Consider the following 24,573-nt stretch of genomic DNA (forward strand, 5'->3'; position numbering starts at 1 on the left):
AATAATGGTGAGATGTTATCGCATTTCGTCAGGTGCGTCCGCTCCCAAAAGCGTAAGGCCAGACTTCAAAACATTTGCGACAGCATTCACCAGCCCAAGTCTGGCAATGCTCAATTCTCGGTTTTTATCGTTAATAAAACGTAATTCCGGCTGATCCTTACCCTTGTTCCAGTGTCCATGGAAGGAACTGGCGAGATCGTAGAGGTAAAAAGCAAGCCGGTGCGGCTCGTGCGAAAGGGCCGCCGATTCGATCAGGCGCGGATATTCGGCAAGCTTTGCAACCAGCTGCAACTCGTTGATATCGCTGATCAAAGCAACGGATGCCGCCATCTCTTCCGCAGAGGGAGCAAGCCCCGGAAACGCTTCCTGCGCCTGCCGGAAGATCGACTGTGAGCGGGCGTGTGCATATTGCACGTAAAAAACCGGATTATCCTTCGATTGTTCGGTCACTTTCGCAAAATCGAAGTCCAGCGGCTCGGAATTCTTCCGATAAAGCATCATGAATCGCACCGGATCGCGACCCACTTCGTCGACAACATCGCGCAGCGTGACGAAGTCGCCGGAGCGCTTCGACATCTTCACCGGCTCGCCATCGCGGAACAGCTTGACGAGCTGGCACAGAAGCACCGTCAGTTTCGACTTGCCTTCGGAGACGGCGCGCGCGACCGCTTCCAGCCGCTTCACGTAACCGCCATGGTCGGCGCCGAGCACATAGATCATCTCGGAGAAACCACGGTCGAACTTGTTCTTGAAATAAGCAACGTCGGCGGCGAAATAGGTGTAAGAACCGTCCGATTTCATCAGCGCGCGGTCCATATCGTCGCCCACTTCCGTGGAGCGGAACAGCGTCTGTTCGCGGTCTTCCCAGTCCTCAGGCAATTCGCCCTTCGGCGGCGGCAGGGTGCCCTTGTAGACATGGCCCTTGAAGGTGAGGTCGTTGATAGCAGAGAGGATCGGACCGCCATTGCCCTCATGCAGCGTGCGCTCCGAGAAGAACACGTCGTGCCGGACGTTGAGCAGCGCCAGATCCTCGCGGATCATCGCCATCATCGCGTCGATCGCCTTGTCCTTGACGATCGGCATCCACTTTTCCTCGGGCATGGCGCGCAGCTTGATGCCATATTCATCCGCCAGCGCCTGGCCGACGGGAACGAGATAGTCGCCGGGATAAAGACCGGACGGAATGGTGCCGATATCTTCGCCAAGCGCCTCGCGGTAACGCAGGAACACCGAACGGGCCAGCACATCGATCTGCGAGCCGGCATCGTTGATGTAATATTCCTTGGTAACGCCGTAACCGGCAAAAGCCAGCAGGTTCGCCAGCGTATCGCCGACGACGGCGCCACGGCAATGGCCGACATGCATCGGACCGGTCGGATTGGCGGAGACATATTCGACGTTGATCTTCTGGCCCGCACCGATGGTGGAGCGGCCGAAATCGACGCCCTGCCCGATCATGTCGGCGAGAAGACGCTGCCAGTAACCGACCGAGACCTTGAGATTGATGAAGCCAGGACCCGCGACATTGACGCTGTCGACATCGCCATCCGCCTGAAGAGCCGGCACGATGAGTTCGGCAAGCGCGCGCGGATTGGTGCCGAGCGGCTTCGCCAGCACCATGGCGGCATTGGTTGCGACATCGCCATGGCTGAGATCGCGCGGGGATTCGACGGTAATTCGACTGAAATCGACCTTTTCGCGGTTCTCTTTCACGAGATCGAGGGTCTCGAGCGCGTTTTTGATCCTGGTATCGAAATCGGCAAAAATGTTCATCGTTCCAACCTGCGCGAAGGGCTTCTGTTTATATCCGGCCATCATAACCGGGTCGGCTTCGCGATCGCCCGCTGCCTATCGCAAATCGGGGGTGTGGTCAAACAGACGCTGGTGGGCGCGCAGTGCATAACTGTCGGTCATGCCGGCCAGATAGTCGCCCACATGCCGGGCTTTTGCGGCCACGCTCATGCCGGAAATGCTGTCCACCCAATAGTGGCTCTGCATTTCCGCCGGCGTTTCCATATAACGGTGGAAAAGATCGGTGACGATCTTTGTCGCGCCGGCGCGGATGCGCATGATTTCCGGATGCCGGTAGATATGGGCGAACAGCAATTTCTTGATTTGCCGGTCGGTCTCGGCCATCTCGGCCGAGAAGGTCGCGACGGTGAAATCGGCAGCGCGGATATCCGCCGCACTCTTCGGCTTCAGCCGGGCGAGATTCTGCTGCGCAACGCCGATCACATCTTCGACCATATGGGTGATCTGCCGGCGCATGATCTCATTGGCGAAACGCTCCTTGTCGAGCACGGGATATTTCGCCCGCACCTGCGCCATCAGGCCGCCGAGGAAAGGCACCTCCTCCAGCATCTCGAAGGTGAGATAACCGGCGCGCAACCCGTCATCGATGTCGTGGGTATTATAGGCGATGTCATCGGCAATCGCCGCCACCTGCGCCTCGAGGCTGGCATAGCTGCCGATCTCCAGATCCTGCAGCTCGCAATATTCGAGAATGGGCAGCGGAACCGGTCCCTTGATCCCCTCGCCCCTGGCGTCCACCAGCGGCCCATTGTGCTTGACGAGACCTTCGAGCGTCTCCCAGGTCAGGTTGATGCCGTCATATTCGGCATAACGGCGCTCCAGCTTGGTGACGATGCGCAGCGACTGCGCGTTATGATCGAAGCCGCCATAGGGCAGCAGCACCGCATCCAGCGCATCTTCGCCGGTATGGCCGAAAGGCGTATGGCCGAAATCATGCACCAGCGCCACGCCTTCGGCCAGATCCTCATCCAGCTTCAGCGCGCGGGCGAGCGCCCGGGCGATCTGCGCCACCTCGATGGTGTGGGTAAGCCGGGTGCGGTAATGGTCGCCGTCAGGGCTGATGAAGACCTGTGTCTTATGCTTCAGGCGACGAAAGGCTGTCGTGTGAACGATGCGGTCGCGGTCGCGCTGGAATTCGGAACGCGTCAGGCTTCCCTCTTCGGGAAAAAGACGTCCGCGCGTGGTCCATGGATCGGAGGCGAAAACCGCCCTCTCGCCGCTTCCGAAACCCAATGCGCGCTGGTCTATGATCATGCATCCACCTGTTGTCTTCTCCGCCATGACCTCGGCTGTGACTTCCTTTTGGTCTCGGCCATTGACCTTTTCATTCACCCTTCATACCTATCGCAGAGGTCAGCGCAAAGCATCATCGCCGCGCTGACCGTCTTCACACAGGCTATAGACCGGTAATTTGACCGGTTTATAATGGTGACAACGAGATTATTGCTCTCCGGTTCTTGACCCCGGCAGGAGAAACGACATGGAAAACAGCGACATTACCCTTTCTGAAGCTGCGGCGAAGCGAATCGCCCAGATCGTCGCGGCCGAAGCCGGCAAACAGGCGCTGCGCGTCTCGGTGGAAGGCGGCGGCTGCTCGGGCTTCTCCTACAAGTTCGATCTGGCCGAAGACAAAGCCGATGACGACATCGTGATTGCCCGCGGCGACGCCAAGGTGCTGATCGACAGCCTCTCGGTCGTCTATATGGCCGGCTCGGAAATCGACTTCGTGGACAATCTGCTCGGCCAGTCGTTCCAGATCAAGAACCCGAATGCGGTGGCAAGCTGCGGCTGTGGCACGAGCTTTTCTATTTGAGCGAATGGCCCGCGACTCAACCTCGATGCTCTCAGCTTTGAGGTGATCCACATCTCTCTCCTCCCCTCATCCCTGTGCTTGTCACAGGGATCCAGCCAGCCCAAGTCCTTGGGCTGAAAAAAGTCCTCTCGTCGCGCAGACGCGCGTCGGCTGGATTCCTGTGACAAGCACAGGAATGAGGGAAACGAGAACCGCGCCATTCTTGCTTCTTTCCACCGCATCCACAGGGCCGCTTTCCAAAAACGGTGGCAATCGCTTTTGCATCGGGTAAAAGTACCCTCCACAAAAGGGAAACTCCGATGAAGATTGCCACCTGGAACATCAACGGCGTCAAGGCGCGTATCGAAAACCTCTGCCAGTGGCTGAAGGATTCATCGCCCGACATCGTCTGCCTTCAGGAAATAAAATCGGTTGACGAGGGGTTTCCCCGGCTGGAGCTGGAGGCGCTCGGTTATCACGTCGAGACCCATGGCCAGAAGGGCTTCAACGGTGTCGCGCTGCTGTCGAAGGTCAAGCCCGACGAGGTCAATCGCGGCCTGCCGGGCGACGATGCCGACGAACAGGCGCGTTTCATCGAAGGCGTGTTTTCCGTCGATGGCGGTGCGATCCGCGTCTGCTCGCTTTACCTGCCGAACGGCAATCCACCTGATGATCCGGTGAAATATCCCTACAAGCTTGCCTGGATGGAGCGGCTGCGGCGCTTTGCCGAAGATCGCCTTGCGCTGGAAGAACCGCTGATCCTCGCGGGCGACTATAACGTCATCCCTGAACCCTTCGATTGCCACGACCCACGCGTGTGGGAAGGCGATGCGCTGTTCCTGCCGCAGACCCGCGCGGCGTTCCGCAGGCTGGAGAATCTGGGCTTCACCGACGCCGCGCGCGCGACTACGGATGAAGCAGGACTTTATTCCTTCTGGGACTATCAGGCCGGCGCATGGCCGAAAAACAACGGCATCCGCATCGATCACCTGATGTTATCGGCGGAAGCGGCCGACCGGCTGCAATCCGTCAGCATCGAAAAACATGTACGGGCCTGGGAAAAACCGTCCGACCATGTGCCGGTCTGCGGTTATTTCGACTTCAGCCCGGTCGGCTGACCGGCTCTTCACAGGTTGAAAAAATCAAGCGCGCTCGACAGTCTCAATCCGGACCGTCGAGCTGCATGTTCTGCGCCATGGCAATGGCGGCGCGGCGATCATTTTCGCCCGCAAGTGAGAAAGCCTGCTCCTGCAGGTTCTGGATCCAGGTACAGTCAACCGCCGTGCACTTGTCGAGCGCCGCCGTCATGAAGGCCAGCCCCTGCGTCGTCTGGCCTTCCTGGAACAGCAGGTTGCCGAAAATCGACATGGCACCGGCATGGCCGTGCTTGCGGGCCTGATTAAGCCATTTCTTGGCCTGCTGCACATCGGCGCGGCCGCCTTCGCCGGCGAGAATCATCTCCGCCAGACGGAACTGCGCCTCCGCGACGCCAAAGGTGGAAGCCACCTGGAAATAAAGCTGGCGGGCCTGCGAAAGGTCCATTTTGACAGGGCTGCCGGGAATGCCGTGCCGGTAATAATCGGCGAGAGAAAGCAGCGCATTGACAAAGAAGCCGGTATCTTCCGAACCCGGCTCGACGCCCTGATTGGCAATTTCGCTATAGATCTTGAAAGCTTCGAAATCGTTCTTGGCGACGCCGTCACCAAAGGCATACATATTGGCAAGCGCCCAGCGCGAGCCGGTATGGCCCTTTTCAGCCGCGTAGCGATAGGCCTCGACGGCTTCGCCCTTATTGCCGTTCTTGTAGGCCTTGAAGCCGAACTTGAACAGATCGAAGGGGCCGGATTCCTTGGTCACGCCCGCATTGATGTCAAAAGCCGCGGCAGGCATTGCGAGCGACGCAAGCAACATGCCCATGAGGAGCGGCTTTAAAACGTTGGCTTCACATTTCAGCATTTCAGCGAACTTCTCTCACTCTTCCCGGCATATAGCCAATACTTGCGGAATACTGCAAAGCCGAACCCCGCCGGGTCGCGATTTTTCGAACACACTGCGTCTTTCCGGCAGCACTTTCCAGCGCACCACCGGTGGTCTCATGCGGCAATTGCCCTAATTTTCCAGTGAAACAGATATAGGCATAATTTCCGGCAATATAACGGCATTTCGCCGCCCGCCGGCCAGCGTCAAGCAAGAAAGCCGGGCCAAATTCCCGTATTACTTGCTTAAACCCTGAATCCAAACCCGTTTTCACTTTCTGCAACTCCGCAGGCCCACATCAAACGCCTGCATGTTCTTCCATTCCCGCGCCTTTAAACATAAGCCAAGCACCCTGTTTGTGGCGGGAAATGGACAGATATGCTCACATTCCAACGCGACCACACGCTTGCAGAAAAGTGTTGCCAAATCGTCACAAAACTCTCGGGCCAGAAGATTTTATCGAGCAGGAATCATAGCTGCAGATCAAAAAAAGGCCCGGTTGGTAAACCGGACCTTTATTTTAGCATATACGGAAGTAAGGCGTCAGAACTTGACCTTGACGCCCGTGGAGATCGCCGCCACGAGGTCGTTGCCGAAATCGTAGCCTGCCTCGTTGCCGCAGGTGAAGCCCGCGCCGCAAGGTCCGCCGTTGATGGAAGAGCTGCCGGAGGTCAGGAGGCCGAGAGCACCGGCAATCTTGAACTCGATGTTCTTGTTCGGGGAGTAGACGATCTGCGTGCCCAGCGTCCAGGTGTCGGTCTGGGTGCCGATGACGGTCGATGTACCGCGATCCCAGGTCAGGCTCACAGCACCGCTCCACTGCTCGTTGAACTTGTGACCGACGCCGCCGGAAATCGTCCAGCCGTCGCGATAAAACAGGTCGAGCGTGTTCAGCGTGTCAGCGCCGCTCGGAACGCAGGGGGACGTGCCGACCGCGCAGAAAGGAATGACCTGAATCTGGCTCCAGTCAGTCCACTTGACCGAACCGAAAGCGAGCCAGTCCGGCGCAATGCCGGATTGCACCTTGAGTTCGATGCTATCAGGCATCGAAACAGAGCCATAGATCGGCACGAGCTTGCCGCCGTATTTCGCGAGCGTCGGAGAGATGGACGGCGGCGTCTGCGGAACCCCTCTAACGTCGGCGACCCCGGTCAGGTCGTGATCGACGGCGCTGTTATAAACGAGGCTCGCACGGAAGGCGATCTCAGGGATCTCGTAGGCAACGCCGGCGCGCCAGCCCCAGCCGTCACCTTCCATCTCCAGTTTGCCGACGCCACTGAAGCTGGACCAGGCCGGGTTCAGGCCAAGAACGGCCGGGCCAAGAACCTGACGGTATTTATAACCGCTGATCTCCTGGTAGAAGCCGCCGCCGATGATCGAGAAGTCACCCTTGCCAACATCGAATTTCACCCGGCAGGTCGTGGCATAATTGTGCGACTTGACCTTGGTTTCGATGTTGTAGCTCGATCCCTGCCAGATGCCGGGATTGAGATGTGCGCCCCACGGCTGCGAATAATCGAACATGCAGTCGCCGAAATCGCCGATCGACGCCTTGGCGCCAATGCGGGTCGACCAGAAGTTTTCGGAGTCGTCCGCCGTCCTGGACCAGGACGCAGGCAAGGGACCGCTTTTCAGCGGATTGTCACGTGCATTCTCCACCTTGCGCTGCGGCGCGACAAAGGTGGTGGAACTGTCGAGAACGTAATCGGACGGATCGAACAGCAGGTCGATATTGTAACCACCGCGCTCAAGGCCACCCGCCAGTGAAGGCGTTACCGCCGCGATGCTGACTGCGAAACATACCGCGCCGCGAAAAATTGCAGTTTTTGCCATCTCTCTCCCCAATTAAGGCAATGTGATCGTCAAAAGAGTGAAGCGCTTCGCGGCAAATGACAATCTGCCGCACTCTGGCACAGTTCTGCGACACTTCTCCATTTTTTACGTAAGAATTTCATGTCGCTGCCCTTGCATAATCATTTTAGGTTATTTTTCTAATCCAATTGAAGCAATCAGACATAAAATGAAACAAATTCCCACTTAGGACAGGAATTGTCGCCAAATAACCACACTCGCGGGTTTCCCGGGGAAACGCGCTTATCAGGCCGTTTTTGCTTGGTTTTTTGGCCGTCTGGAGGGCTTTCGGCCGGATATGGCGTGAAATAAACGCGCTTTCGCACGGGCATGATTCGCCGTTGCAGCGCAGCAATCAATCGAGACGAATTGTTACACCAAAACAAAAAACGCCCCGTTTGAACCGGGGCGTTTTCTATTCCTGCAAGACCTTAAGCGATATCAGCCTGCTTCGCTGACCCGTGCGAGCGCCGTTCTCAGGCTGGCGAGCTGCACTTCCAGCTCCGCCTTGCGTTCGCGTTCGGCGGCCACGACTTCCGGATCGGCATTGGCCACGAACTTCTCGTTCGAGAGCTTCTTGTCGATACGTTCCATTTCCGCATCCACCTTGCCGATCGCCTTTTCAAGACGCGCTTCCTCGGCCGCCAGATCGATGAGGTTGCCGAGCGGCAGGCAGACCGTCGCCTCACCAACGATGATCTGAGCGGAGCCCTTCGGCGCAACATCGGCGGCGCGGATTTCGTCCGCCCGCGCCAGGCGCCGGATGGCGGCGGCATGGCGGTCGAGCCGCGCTTCGGTGGAGGTATTGGCGCCAACGACGACAAGCGAAGCTGTGGCGCCCGGCGGCACGTTCATCTCGGCGCGCGCGGAGCGGATGCCGGAAACGAGATCGATCAGCCAGTTGATTTCCGCAGCTGCGGCATCGTCGCGGAATTCCGGCACCGGCCAGTCGGTGAGGCAAAGCAGATCATCCCGCTCCTCGCCCTCGCCCGCCGTATGCGCCCACAGCTCTTCGGTCATGAAGGGCATGAAGGGATGCAGCAGCTTGTAGATCTCATCCAGAACATAGGCCGCGCAGGCCTGCGATTCCTTCTTCGCCTTTTCGTCCTCGCCGCCGAAGACGGGCTTCAGCAATTCCAGATACCAGTCGCAGAACTGGTTCCAGACGAAACGATAGAGAATGCCTGACGCATCGTTGAAGCGGAAATTCTCAAGCGCCGCCGTCACGTCGCGCGCCGTATTGGCAAGCTCGGTCAGGATCCAGCGGTTGATGGTCAGCGAAGCGGTTTCTGCAAGGAAATGCGGATCGCGCTTCACGCCGTTCATCTCGGCAAAACGCGTCGCATTCCAGAGCTTGGTGCCGAAGTTGCGATAACCGGCAATACGCGCCGGATCGAGCTTCACGTCGCGACCCTGCGCCGCCATGATGGCGAGCGTGAAACGCAGCGCATCCGCACCATATTCGTCGATCAGTTCCAGCGGATCGATGACGTTGCCCTTGGACTTCGACATCTTCTGGCCGTTCTTGTCCCGAACCAGCGCGTGAATATAGACCGTGCTGAAGGGCTCGACCGGATTGCCCGCATCGTCCTTCATGAAATGCAGGCCCATCTGCATCATCCGCACCACCCAGAACGGGATGATGTCGAAACCGGTCACCAGCACGTTGGTCGGATAATAACGCGCCAGTTCCGGCGTCTGCTCGGGCCAGCCGAGCGTCGAGAAAGGCCAGAGCGCCGACGAGAACCAGGTGTCGAGCACGTCTTCATCGCGCGTCAGGATTTCACCCGGCGCAAAGTTCTCGAGCTTCTCCTCGACCCAGGCCTTCCACGGGCCTTCGTGGGCGATGTAGTGCTGGATGGCCGCCTGCAGCGCCTCTTCTTCGGTCTTCTCAACAAAGACCTGCCCATCCGGGCCATACCATGCGGGAATCTGGTGTCCCCACCACAATTGCCGCGAAATGCACCAGGGCTGGATGTTCTCCATCCACTGGAAGTAGGTGTTTTCCCAGTTCTTCGGCACGAAATTGGTGCGGCCTTCACGAACGGAGGCAATCGCCGGCTGGGCGAGCGTCTTGTTGTCCACCCACCACTGGTCGGTCAGGCGCGGCTCGATCGGCACGCCGCCGCGGTCACCATGCGGCACCACATGCTTGTGCGGCTCGATCTTGTCGAGCAGCCCGGCTTCCTCGAAGATTTCGACGATAACCTTGCGGGCGAAGAAGCGATCCTGTCCTTCCAGACGATCCCATGCGCCATGCAGCGCGGCGGGATGGCTGAGGCCTTCGAGGAAATCCTCGTTCTCCTTGATGGTGATCGTGCCGTCGATATTCATGACGTTGATGGCGCGCAGACCGCAGCGCCTGCCGACTTCGAAATCGTTGAAATCATGCGCCGGCGTGATCTTCACCGCGCCCGTGCCGGCCGTCGGATCGGCATAGTCATCGGCGACGATCGGAATCTTGCGGCCGACAATCGGCAGGATGACGTGCTTGCCGACGATGCCCTTGTACCGTTCATCCTTCGGGTTCACAGCAACGCCGGTATCACCGAGCATGGTTTCGGGCCGCGTCGTGGCGACGACGATATAATCGCGGGTTTCGAACTCGGTGGGCTTGCCCTCCTCGTCGAAAGCGACCGGGTATTGATAGGTGACACCCTTTTCCAGCGGATAACGGAAGTGCCAAAGGTTGCCCTTCACCTCGATCTGTTCGACTTCCATGTCGGAAATCGCAGTCTGCAGTTTCGGGTCCCAGTTGACGAGGCGCTTGTCCTTGTAAATCAGGTTCTGCTTGTAAAGGGTGACGAAGACCTCGAGAACGGCTTCGGACAGGCCCTCATCCATGGTGAAGCGCTCGCGCGACCAGTCACAGGAGGCGCCGAGACGTTTCAGCTGGTTGAAGATCAGGCCGCCGGATTCGGCCTTCCATTCCCAGACCTTCTCCACGAAGGCCTCGCGGCCCATCTCGCGGCGGCCCGGAAGCTGCTGCTCCATCAACTTGCGCTCGACGACCATCTGCGTGGCGATGCCGGCATGGTCCATGCCCGGCTGCCACAGCACGTCCTTGCCGCGCATGCGCTCGAAGCGGACCAGAATATCCTGCAGCGTGTTGTTGAGCGCGTGGCCCATATGCAGGGAGCCGGTCACATTCGGCGGCGGGATGACGATGGTGAAGGTTTCCGCGCCCGGCTTGGCGTTGGCGCCGGCACGAAAAGCGTTAGCCTCGTCCCAGGCTTTGGCGATCTTCGGTTCGACGGATGCGGAATCGTAGGTCTTTTCGAGCATTTCCTGACCTGAATTTTAGAGTTCTTGTGTGGATTTTTTAAATAAGGATGGACGGGAGAGAGTCAACAGAAACCAGCCCGCGAGACCACCATTGAGCGGACCCACGGGTGACTATGACCCCATAACACCTTCATCTTCAACAAAAAAGCCGCCCCGATGCCGGAGCGGCCCCTGTTTCGTCGCATCCGCCGCGATTGCGTGCGCGGCTGCAATGCACGTTAGCGGCGCGAACCGCGCGCCACGCGCTCGATTTCCTCGCGCACCAGACGCTCAACCAAGGTCGGCAGGTTGTCTTCCAGCCAGTCCTGCAGCATCGGGCGCAGCATTTCGGCGGCCATATCCTCGATCGAACGCCGCTCGACGCCGTCGAAAACCTCGGCCAGCTCACTGAACGAACGGGCGATCTGCGCACCGGCAGCGGCGGAGAGGAGATTGAGCGACAGGCCGCCTCCGACATCCGCCTCGTCTTTTGCCGGCGGTTCGGCCAGATCGAATACCGGCTTCTCGACGAGAGGCTCCAGCACGGCAATCTCGAAACGCTCCGCAGGCAGCGGCGTTTCAATCGCACCGCGCAGCGACAGCTGATCGAAGCGGCTTTCAGCCGGAGGCGCGTTTTCGATGGCGGCGGCAGCGGCGCGGTCCTCGACAGCCAACGATGCCGGTTGCTCATCGACGCTTGCGGCGACCGCGGCCATCAACGGGCGAACATCCGTCGGCCGCTGCGGTGCGGCGCGCTCGGAAGACGATACGGAGGAAGGTTGCGATGCATGCAAGGCGGCAACGGCCGGCGGCGCGGCCTCGCCGCGCTGCGCGGCGAATGCCTGCGGCCCCATGGCGGCGTTACGGTCGGCGGCGGCGCGCACACGGGCAGCGACATCGGCAAGCGACATGGTCTTTTCGGCGGGGCTTTCCTGCCGCTCAGCGACAGGCTTTTCAGCAGCCGGCGAAAAATCCTGCGCGGGTCGTGCGCCATAGGCCTGATTGGCGGCCGGGGGAACGCGCGCCGGCGGGCTGATGGGCTCCGCCACGAAGGCCGCTTCGCTTGCAGCCTCGTCCTCATCGTCATAGACCGGCGGCAACTGCCCGGAAAACGCACCGGCAGGCCCGGTCTCGTTGCTCTCGATGATCCGGCGGATAGACGCCAGAATCTCTTCCATGGACGGTTCACGCGCTACGCTTGGCTGAGCCATATCAATCCCCGGTTTCCACTTTTCGAGCGCCCTGCCGCATCCCTCGGACACCGGGCAAAGCGCTCCTTGACCTGTTCAATTTGCACATCGCATTGCCGACAATCGAAATCGACCGTCACACCGATGCTCTGAAACACGGTCGGCCAAAGCGCTTGAGCATTTCGCCGTCCCTGTCGCAGGATCATGCGGGGCAGAAATACGCACACCCCGAATCACCCTTAGTTTAGGTCAGCATAACGAGGAACTAAATCACTGATTCGACAAGTTTCGTGATGATGCACAGCTTTGTGAAAAATGCTTTGGAGCACATGCTCGGCCGGCATGTCAGGCATAAAAAACGCCGGGGCGGAAAATCCACCCCGGCGCCTGAGAAAGAATGATCTTTTACCGATCAGAAAACGAATTCGGCCGCCTTGGCAAAACCCGGCAGCGGCTTGACCGATGCGTTGAAGAAGGTGGCGGCAGATGTGCTGTTGCCGTCGCGGCGGTAGACGGTGGCCTTGGCGGCGCCGCCATATCCGACAACGACGACAAGACGGCCGCCGTCACGCAGCTGGTCGGTCAGCGCCGCCGGCACTTCTTCCACCGAACCGTTGACGAAAACCAGGTCATAGGGGGCTTCGCCCGCGTAACCTTTTTCAAGATCGCCGGTAACGACGGCGACATTGTCATAACCGAGCGAAGCCAGCGTCTCGGTCGCCTCTGCCGCCAGTTCCTCATCGCTTTCGAGCGAAACCACCGAACCGGCAAGCTGCGACAGGATGGCTGCCGCATAACCGGAACCGCCGCCGACTTCCAGCACCACATCTTCCTTCGACACCGCCACGAGCTGCAGCAGCTTCGCCAGCGGCGAGGCCTTCATGACATAACGGGCCGGTCGGCCGTCGCGGGCCGGACAGATCTGCAGATCCTCGTCCACATAGGCAATCTGCCGCACGCCCGCCGGCACGAAGGCCTCGCGCGGCACGCTCAGGAACGCCTTCAGCACGGAATGCGACGTTACGTCGGTCGTGCGCAACTGGCTGTCGACCATATTGGCGCGTGCGGTTTCGAAATCCATCATATCGTATCGCCTCAATTTCACGGATGCCGGTCGGGAAGCCAGGCTCCAAAAGCTCAAAACGGCCGGGGTCCACCCTCGCCTTTGGATAATCTCATAATTGCCAAGGCGCGCGCTTTCAAGCGCGCTAAGCCGGATGTGCGGGAAAAAGCGAAAGGGTGGGGATTTTCAGAACAGCAAATGACCGCGAAGCGGCGTCAAAAACTGAAAAACCATCATGTTTGTGGAATTTTTGGAGGCCTCGCCCGGAAGCGGAGAAAATAGCATTTTCAATGGCATGAGGTTGAGAGCGCCACACCTTGCCTGAAATATTTATCAAGAGATTTCAAAGTCGGCTGCCACACGCTGCCACACCTTGTAGCGAATATCTCCCCTCCGATCCCAAGCAGACATCCTTGACTCTGCCAAAAAATGAGAACATTCATAGAACAAACGAGAGATCAATAGACATGTCGGACGCTGAAAAAATCATTGTCGTGCAGTTCAAAAATGGTCGCGGCGGCGTTGTTCCGGGCGAGATGCGGCAAGCGTCCAATCAAGCCTCTGCCGAGAAAATCGCGAGCGCAATGGCCCCTCGTCATGTGGGCGTTGCCGCGTATGCTGTTACGGTGGATGAGGAAAGCGGCACCATGGCAAACCCGCGTCTGCTGGTTTCGCACGGGCAAATTGCCGACTTGATGCCAGACTGATTTAACGGCGCGGGGGCGCGCGTCTTTCAAAACAGGGAAAGATTTTGACACTCTGAGATAGGAGAATGAGAACGTGCACCCAAAGAGAAGAGAACCGGAAGCCGATCCGGTAGACCACATCATCGCATGGCACGATGGAGACAGCCGCGCTGCGATAGAGACGCTGATGGAGGACATACAGCATTTGCGTATGCAGCTCGCTTTGGCGACCGCCGCGATGGGCACAGGATTTACAAGGGGATGGAAGCCGGAGGCGGAGCGGAAATGACATGCGCCACCGTCCCGGGATCGATCTTACCGGCGGGAGCAACGACAATCTGCCGCCGAAGCCCGCGGGTACACCGCTGCGAGCCTCTTCGAACAAGGCGACGACAGACGGATAGCCAAGAGCCTTCCAGTGGCTGCCCATGACCTGCCCAACGCCGAAGGACGTGCTTCCAGTGCAGCCTGCTTGTCGATCATCATCGCTCGCCCGAGAAGCTGCCAGCGGGCCTTCTGCGAGGCCGGGTTCGTCACCCCGCCAACCGTCGGAGACGCAAGACCAAGCCGCCTCGCCTCCTCCCGCCGAGATGCCGTCACCAGCCGGTCGAAGTAATGGCCCTCGAAGCGGATAACTGGCATTTCCTTGCCGTCGATATCGGCAAAGACAACACCGTTGCTTTCGACCTCGACAACAGCCTTCAGAGCCGCAGGGTCAATACCGTGCACGCTCGCAACGCGCTCTATCGAGCGGGCGACATCAGCCTTCAACATGAGGCTTCTCCTGATTGTGGGTTATGGGTGACGGGTTGGCGAAATCGCCTTGACCGGCCAAGTTGCAATCTACAATATCGCTCCACTTAAATTGGAGCGCTTCAACGCGCTTGAGGGGGAAGACGTTTGACGCTCGAAAACAATAAGAACAAGAGAATCCGCGCTCTCGTTGAGAGTTTCCTGCGGCGCGTCCCATTCACTCGATCCACATATCATCAGCTGGATTTGATGACGGATGAGATCAACAGTCTTAAAAGCGCGGTAGATGATGCCTTCAGGCAAGGCGCGGCCTCAGTGGCGTTACCACCCGTCCCGCCAAGCATGCTTGATGAACAACGCCGCCTAGTGCCAAAGCCATCCATCATCCTCGATGTTGGCGCTCATCACGGGCATTCTACGATCGAATATCTCGATGCTTTCCCATCTGCCCGTGTTTTTGCTTTTGAACCAGACGAAGCAAACAATCGCCAAGCGGTAGAACTATTGCGCCCTTATGGCGATCGTGTCCGCTTGTCACGTTTGGGGCTGGCCGAGCACGTAGGCAAAGCCTCGCTTCACATTAACTCGCATGACGGCACCCATTCTCTATTGCCGATTGGCGACATGTCGTATTGGCATGGTCAAGCGAGTGAAATAGAGCAAGTTGATATCGAAACGACCACTCTGGACAGCCTGGCGGCTAGCGAGGGGTGGGATCGTATCGACATTCTCAAGATGGACATTCAGGGGGCTGAACTTGCCGCCCTGAGAGGTGGGTCAGGCCTGCTGGCTGTCGGGGCTATCGATTTGCTCTGCCTTGAGGTCGAGTTTGAGCACCTCTATGAAGGGCAGCCACTCTTCTGGGACATCGCGGCCTACCTTAACTCGCTAGGATATCGCCTGTACCGCGTCTATGATTGGCAATACGGATTGAAGCGATCGAACGAACTATGTTGGGCTGATGCGATATTTATCAGCCCTCGCTTGCTGAGCGTCCCGAATGGCGTAGGAGGCTGAACTAGCGGACGGAGGGTGCCTGGTTAGCGGGGAAAGCGGGGACGAATGACGAACACCGTTGATCTCGCCCGCAATGTGCCGCGCCTTGGTCTGAACCGAGCCGAGGTCGCGAGCGCCATTGGTGTAAGTGCCAATACAGTGGATTTGATGGTTGAGGAAGGTTTTCTTCCGAAGCCGCGGAAGTGGCACACACGCAAGGTGTGGCTTGTTTCCGACGTGATAGCCGCGATGTCGTCTTGGCCGGAGGATGGTGCGACCAAACAACAGGAAGGCGCGGACGACGACCGGTGGGAGATGTCTGCGTGATAAACGTGGCGAATATCAATCTGCCGTACATCGAAAAAAACAAAAGCCGACATGGGTCAATGCGATATTACCTTCGCATCGACGGGAAACGCTTATGCAGGCTTCCCGACAACATCGATTCGGAAGAGTTCGGCAGCGCCTACTGGAAGGCCCGCGAGGAAGCGAAGCCATTGCTGGAGAAGGCAGTCGAGGCTAAGCCCCTCTCCTCTATCGTCCGGCCAAATAGCTTCCGCTGGCTATGCATGGAATACATGCGCAGCAACGCGTTCATCTCGCTTGATGAGACGACGCGCACCCGTCGCCGGAAGATCATGGAAGGGATATGGGAAGAGCGGCTGAGCGATACGGACGATCGGCTGGTTGCAGACATCCCTCTTCCTAGAGTCACCGTCACTCATATCGAAGCCCTTCGTGACCGGAAAAGAGACGCCCCTTTTGCCGCCGATGAGCGGCTAAAGGTTCTGCGCCAAGTGTTTGACACCAAGAAAGACGGAAAGGCCATTGTGCCGAACATCGCACGGCTCGTGCAGCCATTCAACGCTCACAGCGACGGGCACGCCAGAGGACATCGAGAAATTCATTGCCCACCATGGCACCAGCTCTAAGGCCGTGCTCTACGTGGCAATCCAGATGTATACCGGTCTCCGCGTATCGGATCTGGCTGTCCTTGGCCCTCAGCACCGCCGGAAAGACGCCTTTAAGCTCCGCCTGTTCAAGAACAGGAACCGGACGCCGGTAGACATTGATATAGCCATTCACCCGATTCTTGAGGCCGTGCTGGCCAGCCATAAGGTTGAGAACCTAACCTATCTCGTGACAGAATTCGGAAAGCCGTTCTCGGTGAAGGGTCTCGGCAACCGGATATCGGACTGGTGGAGACAGGCTGGGATGGGACACCTAACCTCTCACTCGGTTCGGAAAGGTCTCGCTACGGACGTCGCCCACAACGAAGCAACAGACAGCATGCTTGAGGCGATGTTTGGCTGGAAGGATGGCAAGACGTCGAAAATCTACACCCGCAACGCTGAGCGTGCGCGTCTGGCTAGGCAGACAGTGGAGAGAATTAATTGGGATGGAATCGGCTCGAAGCTACTGCCGGCCGATGACGTGAAGGCGGGATAAAATAGGCACAGACTGCCACACCTCGTTTAAGTGTGGCGGAACGGTTCAAGCCCTTATTGCCACACCTAGAAAATAATTCAGGAAATTCATATACTTGCTTCCGGTGAAAAAGCTAATTGGAGGCCTCGCCCGGAATTGAACCGGGGTACAAGGATTTGCAGGCTTTCACCCGATACTGTTTTCACAGCGCAATTTCGCTGTTTGTCGCAACCATGTTGCAGTCAGTCGAGCAGAATGTTCGCTGCTTGTGCTAGTTCTGTCCCATCATCCAGCCGCGGGAACAGGTGTCCGTAGGTGTCCATTGTCATCACGATCGAGGAATGGCCCATGCGCTCCTGCACCATTTTAACCGGCAGACCTAAGCCGCCGTCTTCCTTGCGGTTGATAAGCCACGAGGCGTAGAAGTGGCGCAGCGCGTGAAGGCCGGTGTATTTCGCCTCGATGTCATCACCCGTGCCCACGGTCACGCCAGCTCGAATCATCGCCGGCTTGAGGCCCTTGTTGACGATGTTCGCATGCGAACGCGGTTCTCCGTCTGGATTGGCGAATACCAGTTCGAAGCCTGGCGTCTGACGGAGCTTGTGTTCCTTCAACGCTGCGATGACGACGGGCGGCACAGGGATTGTTCTTACGCCGGCCTCTGACTTCGTCGGGCCGATTTCCTTGAACTGGTCGGCGCGTTGATTGACGTGGATCTCGGCCTTCTTGAAATTCACGTCACGCCAGCGAAGCCCCCGGATTTCAGACGACCGCATACCGGTGAAGATGGCTGTCACAAGTAGTGGCCTCCAGTTGCCGTCCAGAGCCGCCACCAGCGCTTTAACCTCGTTTCTCGTGGGAATATCCACCCCGACGACGAGCTTGCCCTTCTGGCGCTTCTCCTGGCGCCGATCACGGCCCTTGCGGCTGGAGCGGATATCCCGCACCGGATTGCGCGTGGCGAGGCCACGCTCGTTCGCATCGGACAGGATTGAGCCGAGCGATGTCAGTACCTTCTTGACCATTGCCGGCGAACGGCCGCTCTGGCGCAAGTTGTCCTCGAAATCTCGCACGGCCGGAACGTTGAGGCGCGATAGCAGCGTCTGGCCGATAAGCGGGTTGATGTGATGCTTTAGATGGCTCCTGCGCTGGCCCATCGACGAACGCTCAAGTCCTGCGCTTTCGCCTGAGGCGATCCACAGGGAGCCCGCTTTCTCCACCGTCACGCTCGCACTGTCAGCGACATGAACGCCTTCTCTGACCTCCACCGAAGCTGTGGCGGCGAACCTGTCCGCGTCCTTCTTCAACTTAAAGGTTTTCAGCCGGCGCTTACCTGCGTTGTCGAAATAATCGACCACCCAAGCGCTTTTCGCTTCGCCCTTCGGAGTTGTCCATTCACGTTTCCGTACAGACATTACAGCCCCTCATCAGGTGGAATTGCTGCAGAGAATTCGTCCGTCAGTATTGCTTTGAGCACCGCCTCGCGCCCTTCAGGCGTTTGGGTAAGATGATCAATGAACGCCCTCACTGTTCTGCCCAGCGCGTCATTCATTCCCTCAAGGTAGGCGACCTTTCCAGAGAGATCCTGACCTTCGAAGCTCAATTCGAGACGAGCCACAATATCCGCGTTCATGCTTCGATTTTGGTTTTCAGCGCTCGCGCGGATTCGCTCCCTCAACCCATCGGGAAGGCGAACAATGAATTTATCCTGCGGTTGTGATATCGGCTTTTTTGTCATGATGGCTATCAGCCATATTTTTATCCTTGACGCAATGATGGCTATTAGCCATGGTTAACCAGTGGCTACCAGCCATCACCTCTGTTCACCGATTTGCGAAGGAACTGACATGCACGACGATGGCGAAAGCAAGAATGACAGCATCGAACTGGTGTGGGGAGGAGAAGAAATCGCACGGGTTATTGGCCGTACTCCGAGAGTGACTTTTCAACTTTTAGAACGCGGCTTGATACCGGCGAGGAAAATCAAAGGTCGCTGGGTTGCTAGCAAGCCGAAGCTTCTCGAGTTTTTTATGGGCGACGTAGCATGAACCAAAAAACAAAAGGCCCGGCAACCGCTCCAACGGTTCCGAGCCACGGTCCACTCAATCCGACACAAGGAAACGATATGAACATGCGTACAAATAGCACGATTAGCGACATCATGCAAAATCTGACGGTGGGGGAACTCGTGGCGTTCACGACCGCAAAGCGGCGGCTAATGGATGCACTGGACGGTATATCGTCCATGCCCCGTTGCGCTGTGAGTGCAGCAGTCTCCGAGCTTCTCGATGCCGAATATGACCGACTGGGCGAGCGCCTCGAGGCCGCGGCCGCCGAACTGGCGCGACGAGAGCCAGCAACCGGCGACGAAATTGAGGAACGCGTTTTTGCCCTCACCTCGCTTGCTGCCGCTCATCGCATGACACTTCCAGAATTCTTGGAACAGTTTCACGAGGCGAGCGAATGAAAAAGGGGAGAAACTCTGAAGCCCGCCATATTCGGTTTTATGAGTGGGAGTTGAAATCCGATGCATATCGGTCGCTCGACGTTTATGCCCGCGCACTCTTGGTCGAGTTCAAGCGCCGGTACAATGGTCAAAACAATGGAGGGATTCCCTTCAGCTTAAACGAGATACAAGCGGCTCTCGGATGCTCGAATAAACCGGCAGCGAAAGCCCTTGAGGCTCTTCAGGACCGTGGATTCGTAAGATTGGCGCAGAAGGGCAGCTTCGACTGGAAGGCACGCGGAGGGGTACATTCGAGAGCCAGCACCTGGATATTGACAGAGCATTCCATCGATTTGCCGGTGCAGGCTCTCACGCCGGGAACGAAGGACTACATGCGATGGAAGGCACCACCGAAAAAATCACGGGAGTACGACGGCACTCCATTGGGGGTATCTCGTACCCCCATCGTGGAGAAGATGGGGGTATCTGGTACCCCCAATCGTGGTACGCCGTCACCCCATAACGCCGGTTTTTCGATGTACGATGGGGGTACGTCGTCACCTACTTATAATATACCATCTCATGGCACCGATACCGGCCCCGCCGAGAGACACAGCGGGAGGGTCGCATGAAGCAGCTCGATCTGTTGGAATGGACCCGGCCCGCTTCCATCATTCCGTTCCCCACTTCAAAGCGCATCGGCAAGATCCGTCAGACGGCTATCGTGGTACGGCAGAAGCGCGGGAGCAAGAAAGCTCTTGAGGCGTACTGGACTCAGACCACTGACAACATCGCGCGCCAGATGCTGCGAAGCGGCATCCCGCCGGATATCGTCTGTGGCGAACTCATCGACTTTGAAAATTCCGTCGCCGCAGAGGTCCGCCGCTTGGATGTCCTCGACGGCTATAGCGCACCTCGCGCTTGAACGTAGGAGCGCGCAATATGCCAAAACCTGTTTTTTCGATCATTGCCGATGGCGTTGACGTTACCACGGCAATTTCCCCTGCATTGATTTCAATGACAATCGTGGACGGTGAAGGGCGGAAGAATGATACGCTCCAACTGGACATCGATGACGTGGACGGCAGTATCGCTGCGCCCCGTACCGGTGTCATTATTCGTGCTCAAGGCGGCTACGAAGGCAACATGAGGGACTTCGGCCTCTTCTCAGTCGATAGCGTCGTCTATAGCGGCTGGCCGCAGAAGATCACCATCGGTGCCCAAGCTGTCGCAGCGAAATCCCTCGCGAGGCACCGCGCGGTGAAGGCATACCCGGAAGAGGACTTCCCCACCTATGGCGATATTTTCGCCGCTGTGGCTGAAGCGGTTCAACTACCGTTGCGGATTTCGGCTTCAGTGGCTGATGTTCCAAACCCATATCATGCTCAAACCGATGAAGATTCGCAGGAGTTTATGCTTCGCATTGGAGAGCAAATTGGTGCGAGCGTCACTGTTAAGGCAGGCCAGATCGTAGTGGTTCCGAAGGGAGCCGGCCAAGCTGTAAGCGGCAGCGCGCTTGACTTGTTGCGGGTGGCGGTAGGTGAAAACCTCATCGATTACACCGTGACGCAGCGAGACGTACCGCAGCATAGCTCCGTTGAGGCCACATGGTATGATCGCAAGAAGAACGAGCGCAAGGTGGTTCAGGTGGAGACGGGCCAGGAAGGGCACCCCCTTCTGCTAAAGCGGCCATATTCCGGTGAGGTGGAGGCAATGAGCGCGGCGGAAGCTGCGGCAAGGAAACTCCAACGCATCCGAGCGGATGCCACGTTCCTGATAGACGGGACGCCTGGTGCAATGGCAGAGGCGTGGGCAACCGTCTCCGGCATCAGAGCCGACGTCGACGGCAAGTGGCGTATCAAGCAGGCAACGCACAGCTTCTCCGCCACAAGGCCGTACACAACCAGTCTGGATTGCGAGGTGCCGAATGATGAATGAGGCTCCCCCGGTTAGGTTCTCCTTGCCCCCAGGGGCAGGCACCGCGGGTCGGCGGCAGCGCACCATTTGAGTGATTTTCGAGCTTTTGATTTTAGACTTCCGCTTCCGGTTTTCCTGAAGCGAAAGCACCGGTTAAAAGGACATTGATATGGAAATGGACGAGGAAGACGAAAAGCCGTTTATTGATAGCAAATGGTTGACGTACGATCGGTTGTGCCGGTTTTTGGTCATCGCTGAAGACGTGGCAGGGACCGATTTTCGGAAGTTTGGAATACTGGGAGCGGCCACACGATTCGCAGTCGAGTTGGGTATGACCGTCGAAGCCGCTCACGCAGATATTTATCGCCGATACCTGTCCTATCGCGATATTTTTGAGCTGGACCAACGTGCGTTCATTGAACGCATTGCTGTACTACGACGCCAATATGGCGATGAGCGCCTACGGGAATTGTATGTGCTGAAATAGTAAGATTTGGGGGCATGGCCCCCACTTCTTTATAAATCGTAATCTTTTATCCCGCCAACCAGGGTATCGCGGGATCGGCTTAGCTTTTGATTGAGCCCTCTCGTAAGGGTCACCACAGCTTCCTGTGCTGCTTCTTTGGCTACGCGCTTGACGTCTGCCGCCGACGACCCGTGGAACGTGAGGCTTATCGGGGCGTGAAGCACTATCCCACCCCCGCCGCCGAGCGCATGGTTCGGCGTGATGAAGCCGTCGGCGCCCGGCGTGAATCTCTCTTCGCCATCTTCGCCAACTCGGTAGGTTTTGCCTGCCTCAACGGGGCCACCTCTCCTTCTCGCGCCGGAAACAGGAGGGGTCGGCCCGGCCGACGGCGCAGAACCCGGGCTAGTGGGTACCGTGCCCCAGCGCGCGAGCGTGTCCTTCAGCAAATTTGCCTTCGCCTGAGCCGCATCGATGCTGCTCGAGTCGATCTGCGGCTTCACCTGCAGCTGGTCGAACGCCCTGATCCGGTTCTCGAGCATGTCGAGATCCTGCTGGAGGGGTTGGATCAAGGTGTTGGCCATCTCCGGTATTCTGGAGTTGGCGCGGATCTCAGCGATTTTCCTTCGCTTCTCATCCGCCTGCGCGCGAAGATCCGCAGCGTCATCCTGATCCTTCGGCATCCAATGTCTGCCGCCGGCAATAGCACCGACGCCCCGCGCAGCCTTGCCGAGCTCGTAGCCTGTATAGGCGGCACCGAGCGGGCCAAGGAGGCGCGCGGCACCACCAAAGGCCATCGACCCGCCACCACCGGCAAAACGCGCGGCGGTGCCAGCAGCGGCCCCACCACCGAGCATGCGGCCCACAAAACTGGTACCCGCTCTCAGCGCCGCAAACCCCATCAATGCCCCGGCGAGCCCCGCTACGCCAGCCACCGCCTGCCGGGTGGCCTGGTCAAGCTGGAGGAACCCGTCGCCGACAGAATTCAGGTGGTTGATGACCGGCCGCGTTACACCTTCGAAGTCCTGGCCGATGCGGGTCACGACTGTCTCGAAAGTGCCGACCATTTTTGTCCAGTCACCGTAGAGCTCGGCGTTTGCCTTCGTGCCGATGTCCTTCGCAACCCCGTTGGGGGTGTTCCGAAAGGTGTTGAGCAGCTCTTGAAACAACGGCCACTGCTGGGCGATCATGTTGGCGCGGCCACCTTGCTTGTCCGTGAAGAAGGCGTTCAGGTTGCCGAGTCCCGGGTTAGAGCTCATGATCGCCTCAAACAGACCGACCGAATTCACACTGTCTATCGAATATTTCTGGTAGTCAGCGAGGGCTTTTGCGAGAGCCTTCGCATCCTGCGCTGACATCTTCCCCTTCTTGTCCTGGAACAAAGGGGCGAGAATGTTGCTCATCTGGGAGACGAACTCACCCGAGTCGGAGATCACCGACCGGTTTTCACCCGTCTCCGGGTCTGTGAACTCGCCGTTGTCGATGAGCTCCTTTACCGAGTCTTTCATCTCCTGTGTGAGGCGCGCACCGAAGTTGTTGCGCATCATGATACCGATGCCATCGGTGTTCATGGCGTCGATGGACGTGAATTTGTTGAAATCGATACCCATGGCAGCGAGGGCGTCACGGCCCTTTTTCGTCGGTGCCACAAGCTTCGACGATGCGGCGCGTGCAAACACGCCGGCCTCATCGCCCCGCACACCCGCGCGCTTGAGCACCATAGCAATGGTGGCGGCATAGTCATCGCTCAAGCCGGCACCGATCGTCGAAGCGCCGCCGTATTTTTGAAACTGCCGGACGTCCTCGTCGTTCATCCCACCGTTCTTTGCCATCCAGACGAGCTGGTCGACGAATTTCCCGATAGCGTTCGCATCGCTGAGTTTAATGCGTTTTGAAAGCGCGGAGCCCCGCACAGTCTCGGCTGCCTCATCAAGCGTAACACCCATCGCGAGGGCATAGTCCGTCACCTTGTCGGTGAGATCCATAATGGTTTTCGCGTCCCTGATGCCACCCTGCAAAATCGTGGTCTGTGCACGGATAACATCCACGTTGTCGAAACGAGTGTCGCCGCCGATCTTTTCGGCCTGGCGGTTGAGAGCTTTCCTATCCTCGCCTTCGAAGCCACCGATAGCAGCCTGAAATGCCGCTGCCTCGTTGAAGTTGACCGCCGACATAAGCGACTTGCCGGCGACGTTTCTCACCCCGTATGCAGCATATGCGCCGCCGGCAGCGACCACGGCTTCGTATGCGCCCGATCCCCCACCAGGCGGACGTGGGCCCGGAGGCTGACGCGAAGGAGGCTGACGTGGCGGTTTCGGCCTGCGGGCCTCTGTGTCGAGGCGGCGCATTTCGCGAATTGTCTTGGCGATCTCGTTGCGGATCGCCTGCTGTGCGCCCGAGATGTTCTTGCGGCCGGCAATGCCGTAAGCCTGAAGCATGCGCTCTGAAACCCGCACCGCTGCGCCTTGCTCGCGGAAAGCGCGCGTCGTTGCCTCAACTTGAAGCTCTGCGGTCTTGAGCTCCGCTTTCATCTTCTCGGTCGGTCTGGCTACGCCTCTCAACGACTGCTCAAGCTTAGATAGGTTCGACCGAGCTGCCCCCATCTGCGTTGCAAGATCTTTGAACCCGCGCCGTTGGGCGGTGAAATCTTCAATGGAGCCCGCCTTCTTCTGAAGGTGCTCCAGTTGCTTGACCATCCGCTTGATTTCTGGAGTGCCACCTTTGCCGAAGCGGGAGAGCGCACCGTCGATGCCCCTAAGCGAATTTGCGGCGTTGTGCGACGGACCACTCACGGCGTCGATGAGTTGCAGGCGGAGTTTGGCAACACGGGTCGTCATGATTTCCTCTAGTAAAACTGATCGGCGTGAATTCTAACGATAAGTTTACCCTATCAGAAACGATGATCCGGTGATATGTTCATGTTGCGTTCTCAAGG

Annotated in this window: 25 protein-coding genes; 13 read left to right on the top strand and 12 right to left on the bottom strand. The window is 58.2% G+C overall.

What is annotated here, in order from left to right:
• Positions 1 to 15: 15 nt before the first annotated feature.
• Both argS and N5D22_RS08070 read right to left on the bottom strand, forming a co-directional pair.
• On the bottom strand, positions 16 to 1,773 hold the full coding sequence (gene argS, locus N5D22_RS08065; RefSeq protein ID WP_279657260.1) for an arginine--tRNA ligase: 1,758 nt from the start codon (positions 1,771 to 1,773) through the stop codon (positions 16 to 18).
• Between the two features lie 75 nt (positions 1,774 to 1,848).
• Positions 1,849 to 3,066 carry a deoxyguanosinetriphosphate triphosphohydrolase gene (locus tag N5D22_RS08070; RefSeq protein ID WP_279657259.1) on the bottom strand — a complete coding sequence of 406 codons (1,218 nt, stop codon included), beginning with the start codon at positions 3,064 to 3,066 and terminating at the stop codon, positions 1,849 to 1,851.
• A gap of 226 nt (positions 3,067 to 3,292) precedes the next feature.
• On the opposite strand from N5D22_RS08070, the gene erpA reads away from it, so the two are divergent.
• Together erpA and xth are read left to right on the top strand one after the other, a co-directional pair.
• Positions 3,293 to 3,625: an iron-sulfur cluster insertion protein ErpA gene (gene erpA / locus N5D22_RS08075; RefSeq protein WP_020811519.1), complete on the top strand. Its 333-nt coding sequence runs from the start codon at positions 3,293 to 3,295 to the stop codon at positions 3,623 to 3,625.
• A 299-nt stretch (positions 3,626 to 3,924) separates the two neighbouring features.
• Positions 3,925 to 4,722: an exodeoxyribonuclease III gene (xth, locus tag N5D22_RS08080; protein WP_279657258.1), complete on the top strand. Its 798-nt coding sequence runs from the start codon at positions 3,925 to 3,927 to the stop codon at positions 4,720 to 4,722.
• Positions 4,723 to 4,765: 43 nt separating this feature from the next.
• Here xth and exoR read toward each other — a convergent pair whose 3' ends face one another.
• The 6 genes from exoR to N5D22_RS08110 all read right to left on the bottom strand — a co-directional run bounded on the left by exoR (position 4,766) and on the right by N5D22_RS08110 (position 12,970).
• A complete protein-coding gene (gene exoR, locus N5D22_RS08085; RefSeq protein ID WP_279657257.1) occupies positions 4,766 to 5,560 on the bottom strand; it encodes an exopolysaccharide production regulator ExoR in 795 nt (264 codons plus the stop codon).
• Position 5,561: 1 nt separating this feature from the next.
• The gene (locus N5D22_RS08090) at positions 5,562 to 5,855 is read right to left on the bottom strand and encodes a hypothetical protein (RefSeq protein ID WP_279657256.1); all 294 of its coding nucleotides are present in this window, start codon (positions 5,853 to 5,855) and stop codon (positions 5,562 to 5,564) included.
• Positions 5,856 to 6,124: 269 nt separating this feature from the next.
• The gene (locus N5D22_RS08095) at positions 6,125 to 7,414 is read right to left on the bottom strand and encodes an OmpP1/FadL family transporter (RefSeq protein ID WP_279657255.1); all 1,290 of its coding nucleotides are present in this window, start codon (positions 7,412 to 7,414) and stop codon (positions 6,125 to 6,127) included.
• Between the two features lie 459 nt (positions 7,415 to 7,873).
• Positions 7,874 to 10,717: a valine--tRNA ligase gene (locus N5D22_RS08100; protein ID WP_279657254.1), complete on the bottom strand. Its 2,844-nt coding sequence runs from the start codon at positions 10,715 to 10,717 to the stop codon at positions 7,874 to 7,876.
• Positions 10,718 to 10,935: 218 nt separating this feature from the next.
• Positions 10,936 to 11,907: a cell division protein PopZ gene (popZ, locus tag N5D22_RS08105; protein WP_279657253.1), complete on the bottom strand. Its 972-nt coding sequence runs from the start codon at positions 11,905 to 11,907 to the stop codon at positions 10,936 to 10,938.
• Positions 11,908 to 12,298: 391 nt separating this feature from the next.
• On the bottom strand, positions 12,299 to 12,970 hold the full coding sequence (locus N5D22_RS08110; RefSeq protein ID WP_279657252.1) for a protein-L-isoaspartate O-methyltransferase: 672 nt from the start codon (positions 12,968 to 12,970) through the stop codon (positions 12,299 to 12,301).
• Positions 12,971 to 13,416: 446 nt separating this feature from the next.
• Between N5D22_RS08110 and N5D22_RS08115 the strand changes: the two genes are divergently transcribed.
• Positions 13,417 to 13,656, top strand: coding sequence for a hypothetical protein (locus tag N5D22_RS08115; RefSeq protein WP_279657250.1), 240 nt, complete (start codon positions 13,417 to 13,419; stop codon positions 13,654 to 13,656).
• A gap of 73 nt (positions 13,657 to 13,729) precedes the next feature.
• Complete coding sequence (locus N5D22_RS08120; RefSeq protein WP_279657249.1) at positions 13,730 to 13,924, top strand: dehydrogenase; 195 nt, start codon at positions 13,730 to 13,732, stop codon at positions 13,922 to 13,924.
• A 26-nt stretch (positions 13,925 to 13,950) separates the two neighbouring features.
• Here N5D22_RS08120 and N5D22_RS08125 read toward each other — a convergent pair whose 3' ends face one another.
• Positions 13,951 to 14,409, bottom strand: a complete 459-nt coding sequence (locus tag N5D22_RS08125; RefSeq protein ID WP_279657248.1) for an N-acetylmuramidase domain-containing protein — start codon at positions 14,407 to 14,409, stop codon at positions 13,951 to 13,953.
• Between the two features lie 126 nt (positions 14,410 to 14,535).
• Between N5D22_RS08125 and N5D22_RS08130 the strand changes: the two genes are divergently transcribed.
• Genes N5D22_RS08130 through N5D22_RS08145 form a run of 4 tightly spaced genes read left to right on the top strand, consistent with a single transcriptional unit; the run spans position 14,536 to position 16,833 of the window.
• Positions 14,536 to 15,405 carry an FkbM family methyltransferase gene (locus N5D22_RS08130; protein WP_279657247.1) on the top strand — a complete coding sequence of 290 codons (870 nt, stop codon included), beginning with the start codon at positions 14,536 to 14,538 and terminating at the stop codon, positions 15,403 to 15,405.
• A gap of 45 nt (positions 15,406 to 15,450) precedes the next feature.
• Positions 15,451 to 15,711, top strand: a complete 261-nt coding sequence (locus tag N5D22_RS08135) for a hypothetical protein (RefSeq protein WP_112965103.1) — start codon at positions 15,451 to 15,453, stop codon at positions 15,709 to 15,711.
• The gene (locus N5D22_RS08140) at positions 15,708 to 16,316 is read left to right on the top strand and encodes a hypothetical protein (RefSeq protein ID WP_279657246.1); all 609 of its coding nucleotides are present in this window, start codon (positions 15,708 to 15,710) and stop codon (positions 16,314 to 16,316) included. The genes N5D22_RS08135 and N5D22_RS08140 overlap by 4 nt, the downstream gene beginning before the upstream one ends.
• 13 nt (positions 16,317 to 16,329) lie before the next feature.
• Entirely contained in the window at positions 16,330 to 16,833 is a 504-nt protein-coding gene (locus N5D22_RS08145) for a tyrosine-type recombinase/integrase (RefSeq protein ID WP_279657245.1), read from the top strand.
• A 221-nt stretch (positions 16,834 to 17,054) separates the two neighbouring features.
• On the opposite strand, the gene N5D22_RS08150 is transcribed toward N5D22_RS08145, so the two are convergent.
• Entirely contained in the window at positions 17,055 to 18,227 is a 1,173-nt protein-coding gene (locus tag N5D22_RS08150; protein WP_279657244.1) for a site-specific integrase, read from the bottom strand.
• Positions 18,227 to 18,550, bottom strand: a complete 324-nt coding sequence (locus N5D22_RS08155; RefSeq protein WP_279657243.1) for an Arc family DNA-binding protein — start codon at positions 18,548 to 18,550, stop codon at positions 18,227 to 18,229. The genes N5D22_RS08150 and N5D22_RS08155 overlap by 1 nt, the downstream gene beginning before the upstream one ends.
• A 109-nt stretch (positions 18,551 to 18,659) precedes the next feature.
• Between N5D22_RS08155 and N5D22_RS08160 the strand changes: the two genes are divergently transcribed.
• The 5 genes from N5D22_RS08160 (at position 18,660) to N5D22_RS08180 (ending at position 21,662) form a co-directional block, all read left to right on the top strand.
• Positions 18,660 to 18,860: a DNA-binding protein gene (locus N5D22_RS08160; protein ID WP_279657242.1), complete on the top strand. Its 201-nt coding sequence runs from the start codon at positions 18,660 to 18,662 to the stop codon at positions 18,858 to 18,860.
• Positions 18,857 to 19,279: a hypothetical protein gene (locus tag N5D22_RS08165; protein WP_279657241.1), complete on the top strand. Its 423-nt coding sequence runs from the start codon at positions 18,857 to 18,859 to the stop codon at positions 19,277 to 19,279. The genes N5D22_RS08160 and N5D22_RS08165 overlap by 4 nt, the downstream gene beginning before the upstream one ends.
• A gap of 607 nt (positions 19,280 to 19,886) precedes the next feature.
• Positions 19,887 to 20,183 carry a DUF6074 family protein gene (locus N5D22_RS08170; RefSeq protein ID WP_279657240.1) on the top strand — a complete coding sequence of 99 codons (297 nt, stop codon included), beginning with the start codon at positions 19,887 to 19,889 and terminating at the stop codon, positions 20,181 to 20,183.
• A 17-nt stretch (positions 20,184 to 20,200) separates the two neighbouring features.
• A complete protein-coding gene (locus tag N5D22_RS08175; protein WP_279657239.1) occupies positions 20,201 to 21,196 on the top strand; it encodes a contractile injection system protein, VgrG/Pvc8 family in 996 nt (331 codons plus the stop codon).
• 148 nt (positions 21,197 to 21,344) lie between these two features.
• Positions 21,345 to 21,662, top strand: a complete 318-nt coding sequence (locus N5D22_RS08180) for a hypothetical protein (protein WP_279657238.1) — start codon at positions 21,345 to 21,347, stop codon at positions 21,660 to 21,662.
• 29 nt (positions 21,663 to 21,691) lie between these two features.
• On the opposite strand, the gene N5D22_RS08185 is transcribed toward N5D22_RS08180, so the two are convergent.
• On the bottom strand, positions 21,692 to 24,475 hold the full coding sequence (locus N5D22_RS08185; protein ID WP_279657237.1) for a phage tail tape measure protein: 2,784 nt from the start codon (positions 24,473 to 24,475) through the stop codon (positions 21,692 to 21,694).
• Between the last annotated feature and the right edge of the window lie 98 nt (positions 24,476 to 24,573).

The sequence above is a fragment of the Agrobacterium sp. GD03872 genome, from assembly GCF_029840625.1.
Classification (GTDB): domain Bacteria; phylum Pseudomonadota; class Alphaproteobacteria; order Rhizobiales; family Rhizobiaceae; genus Agrobacterium; species Agrobacterium fabrum_A.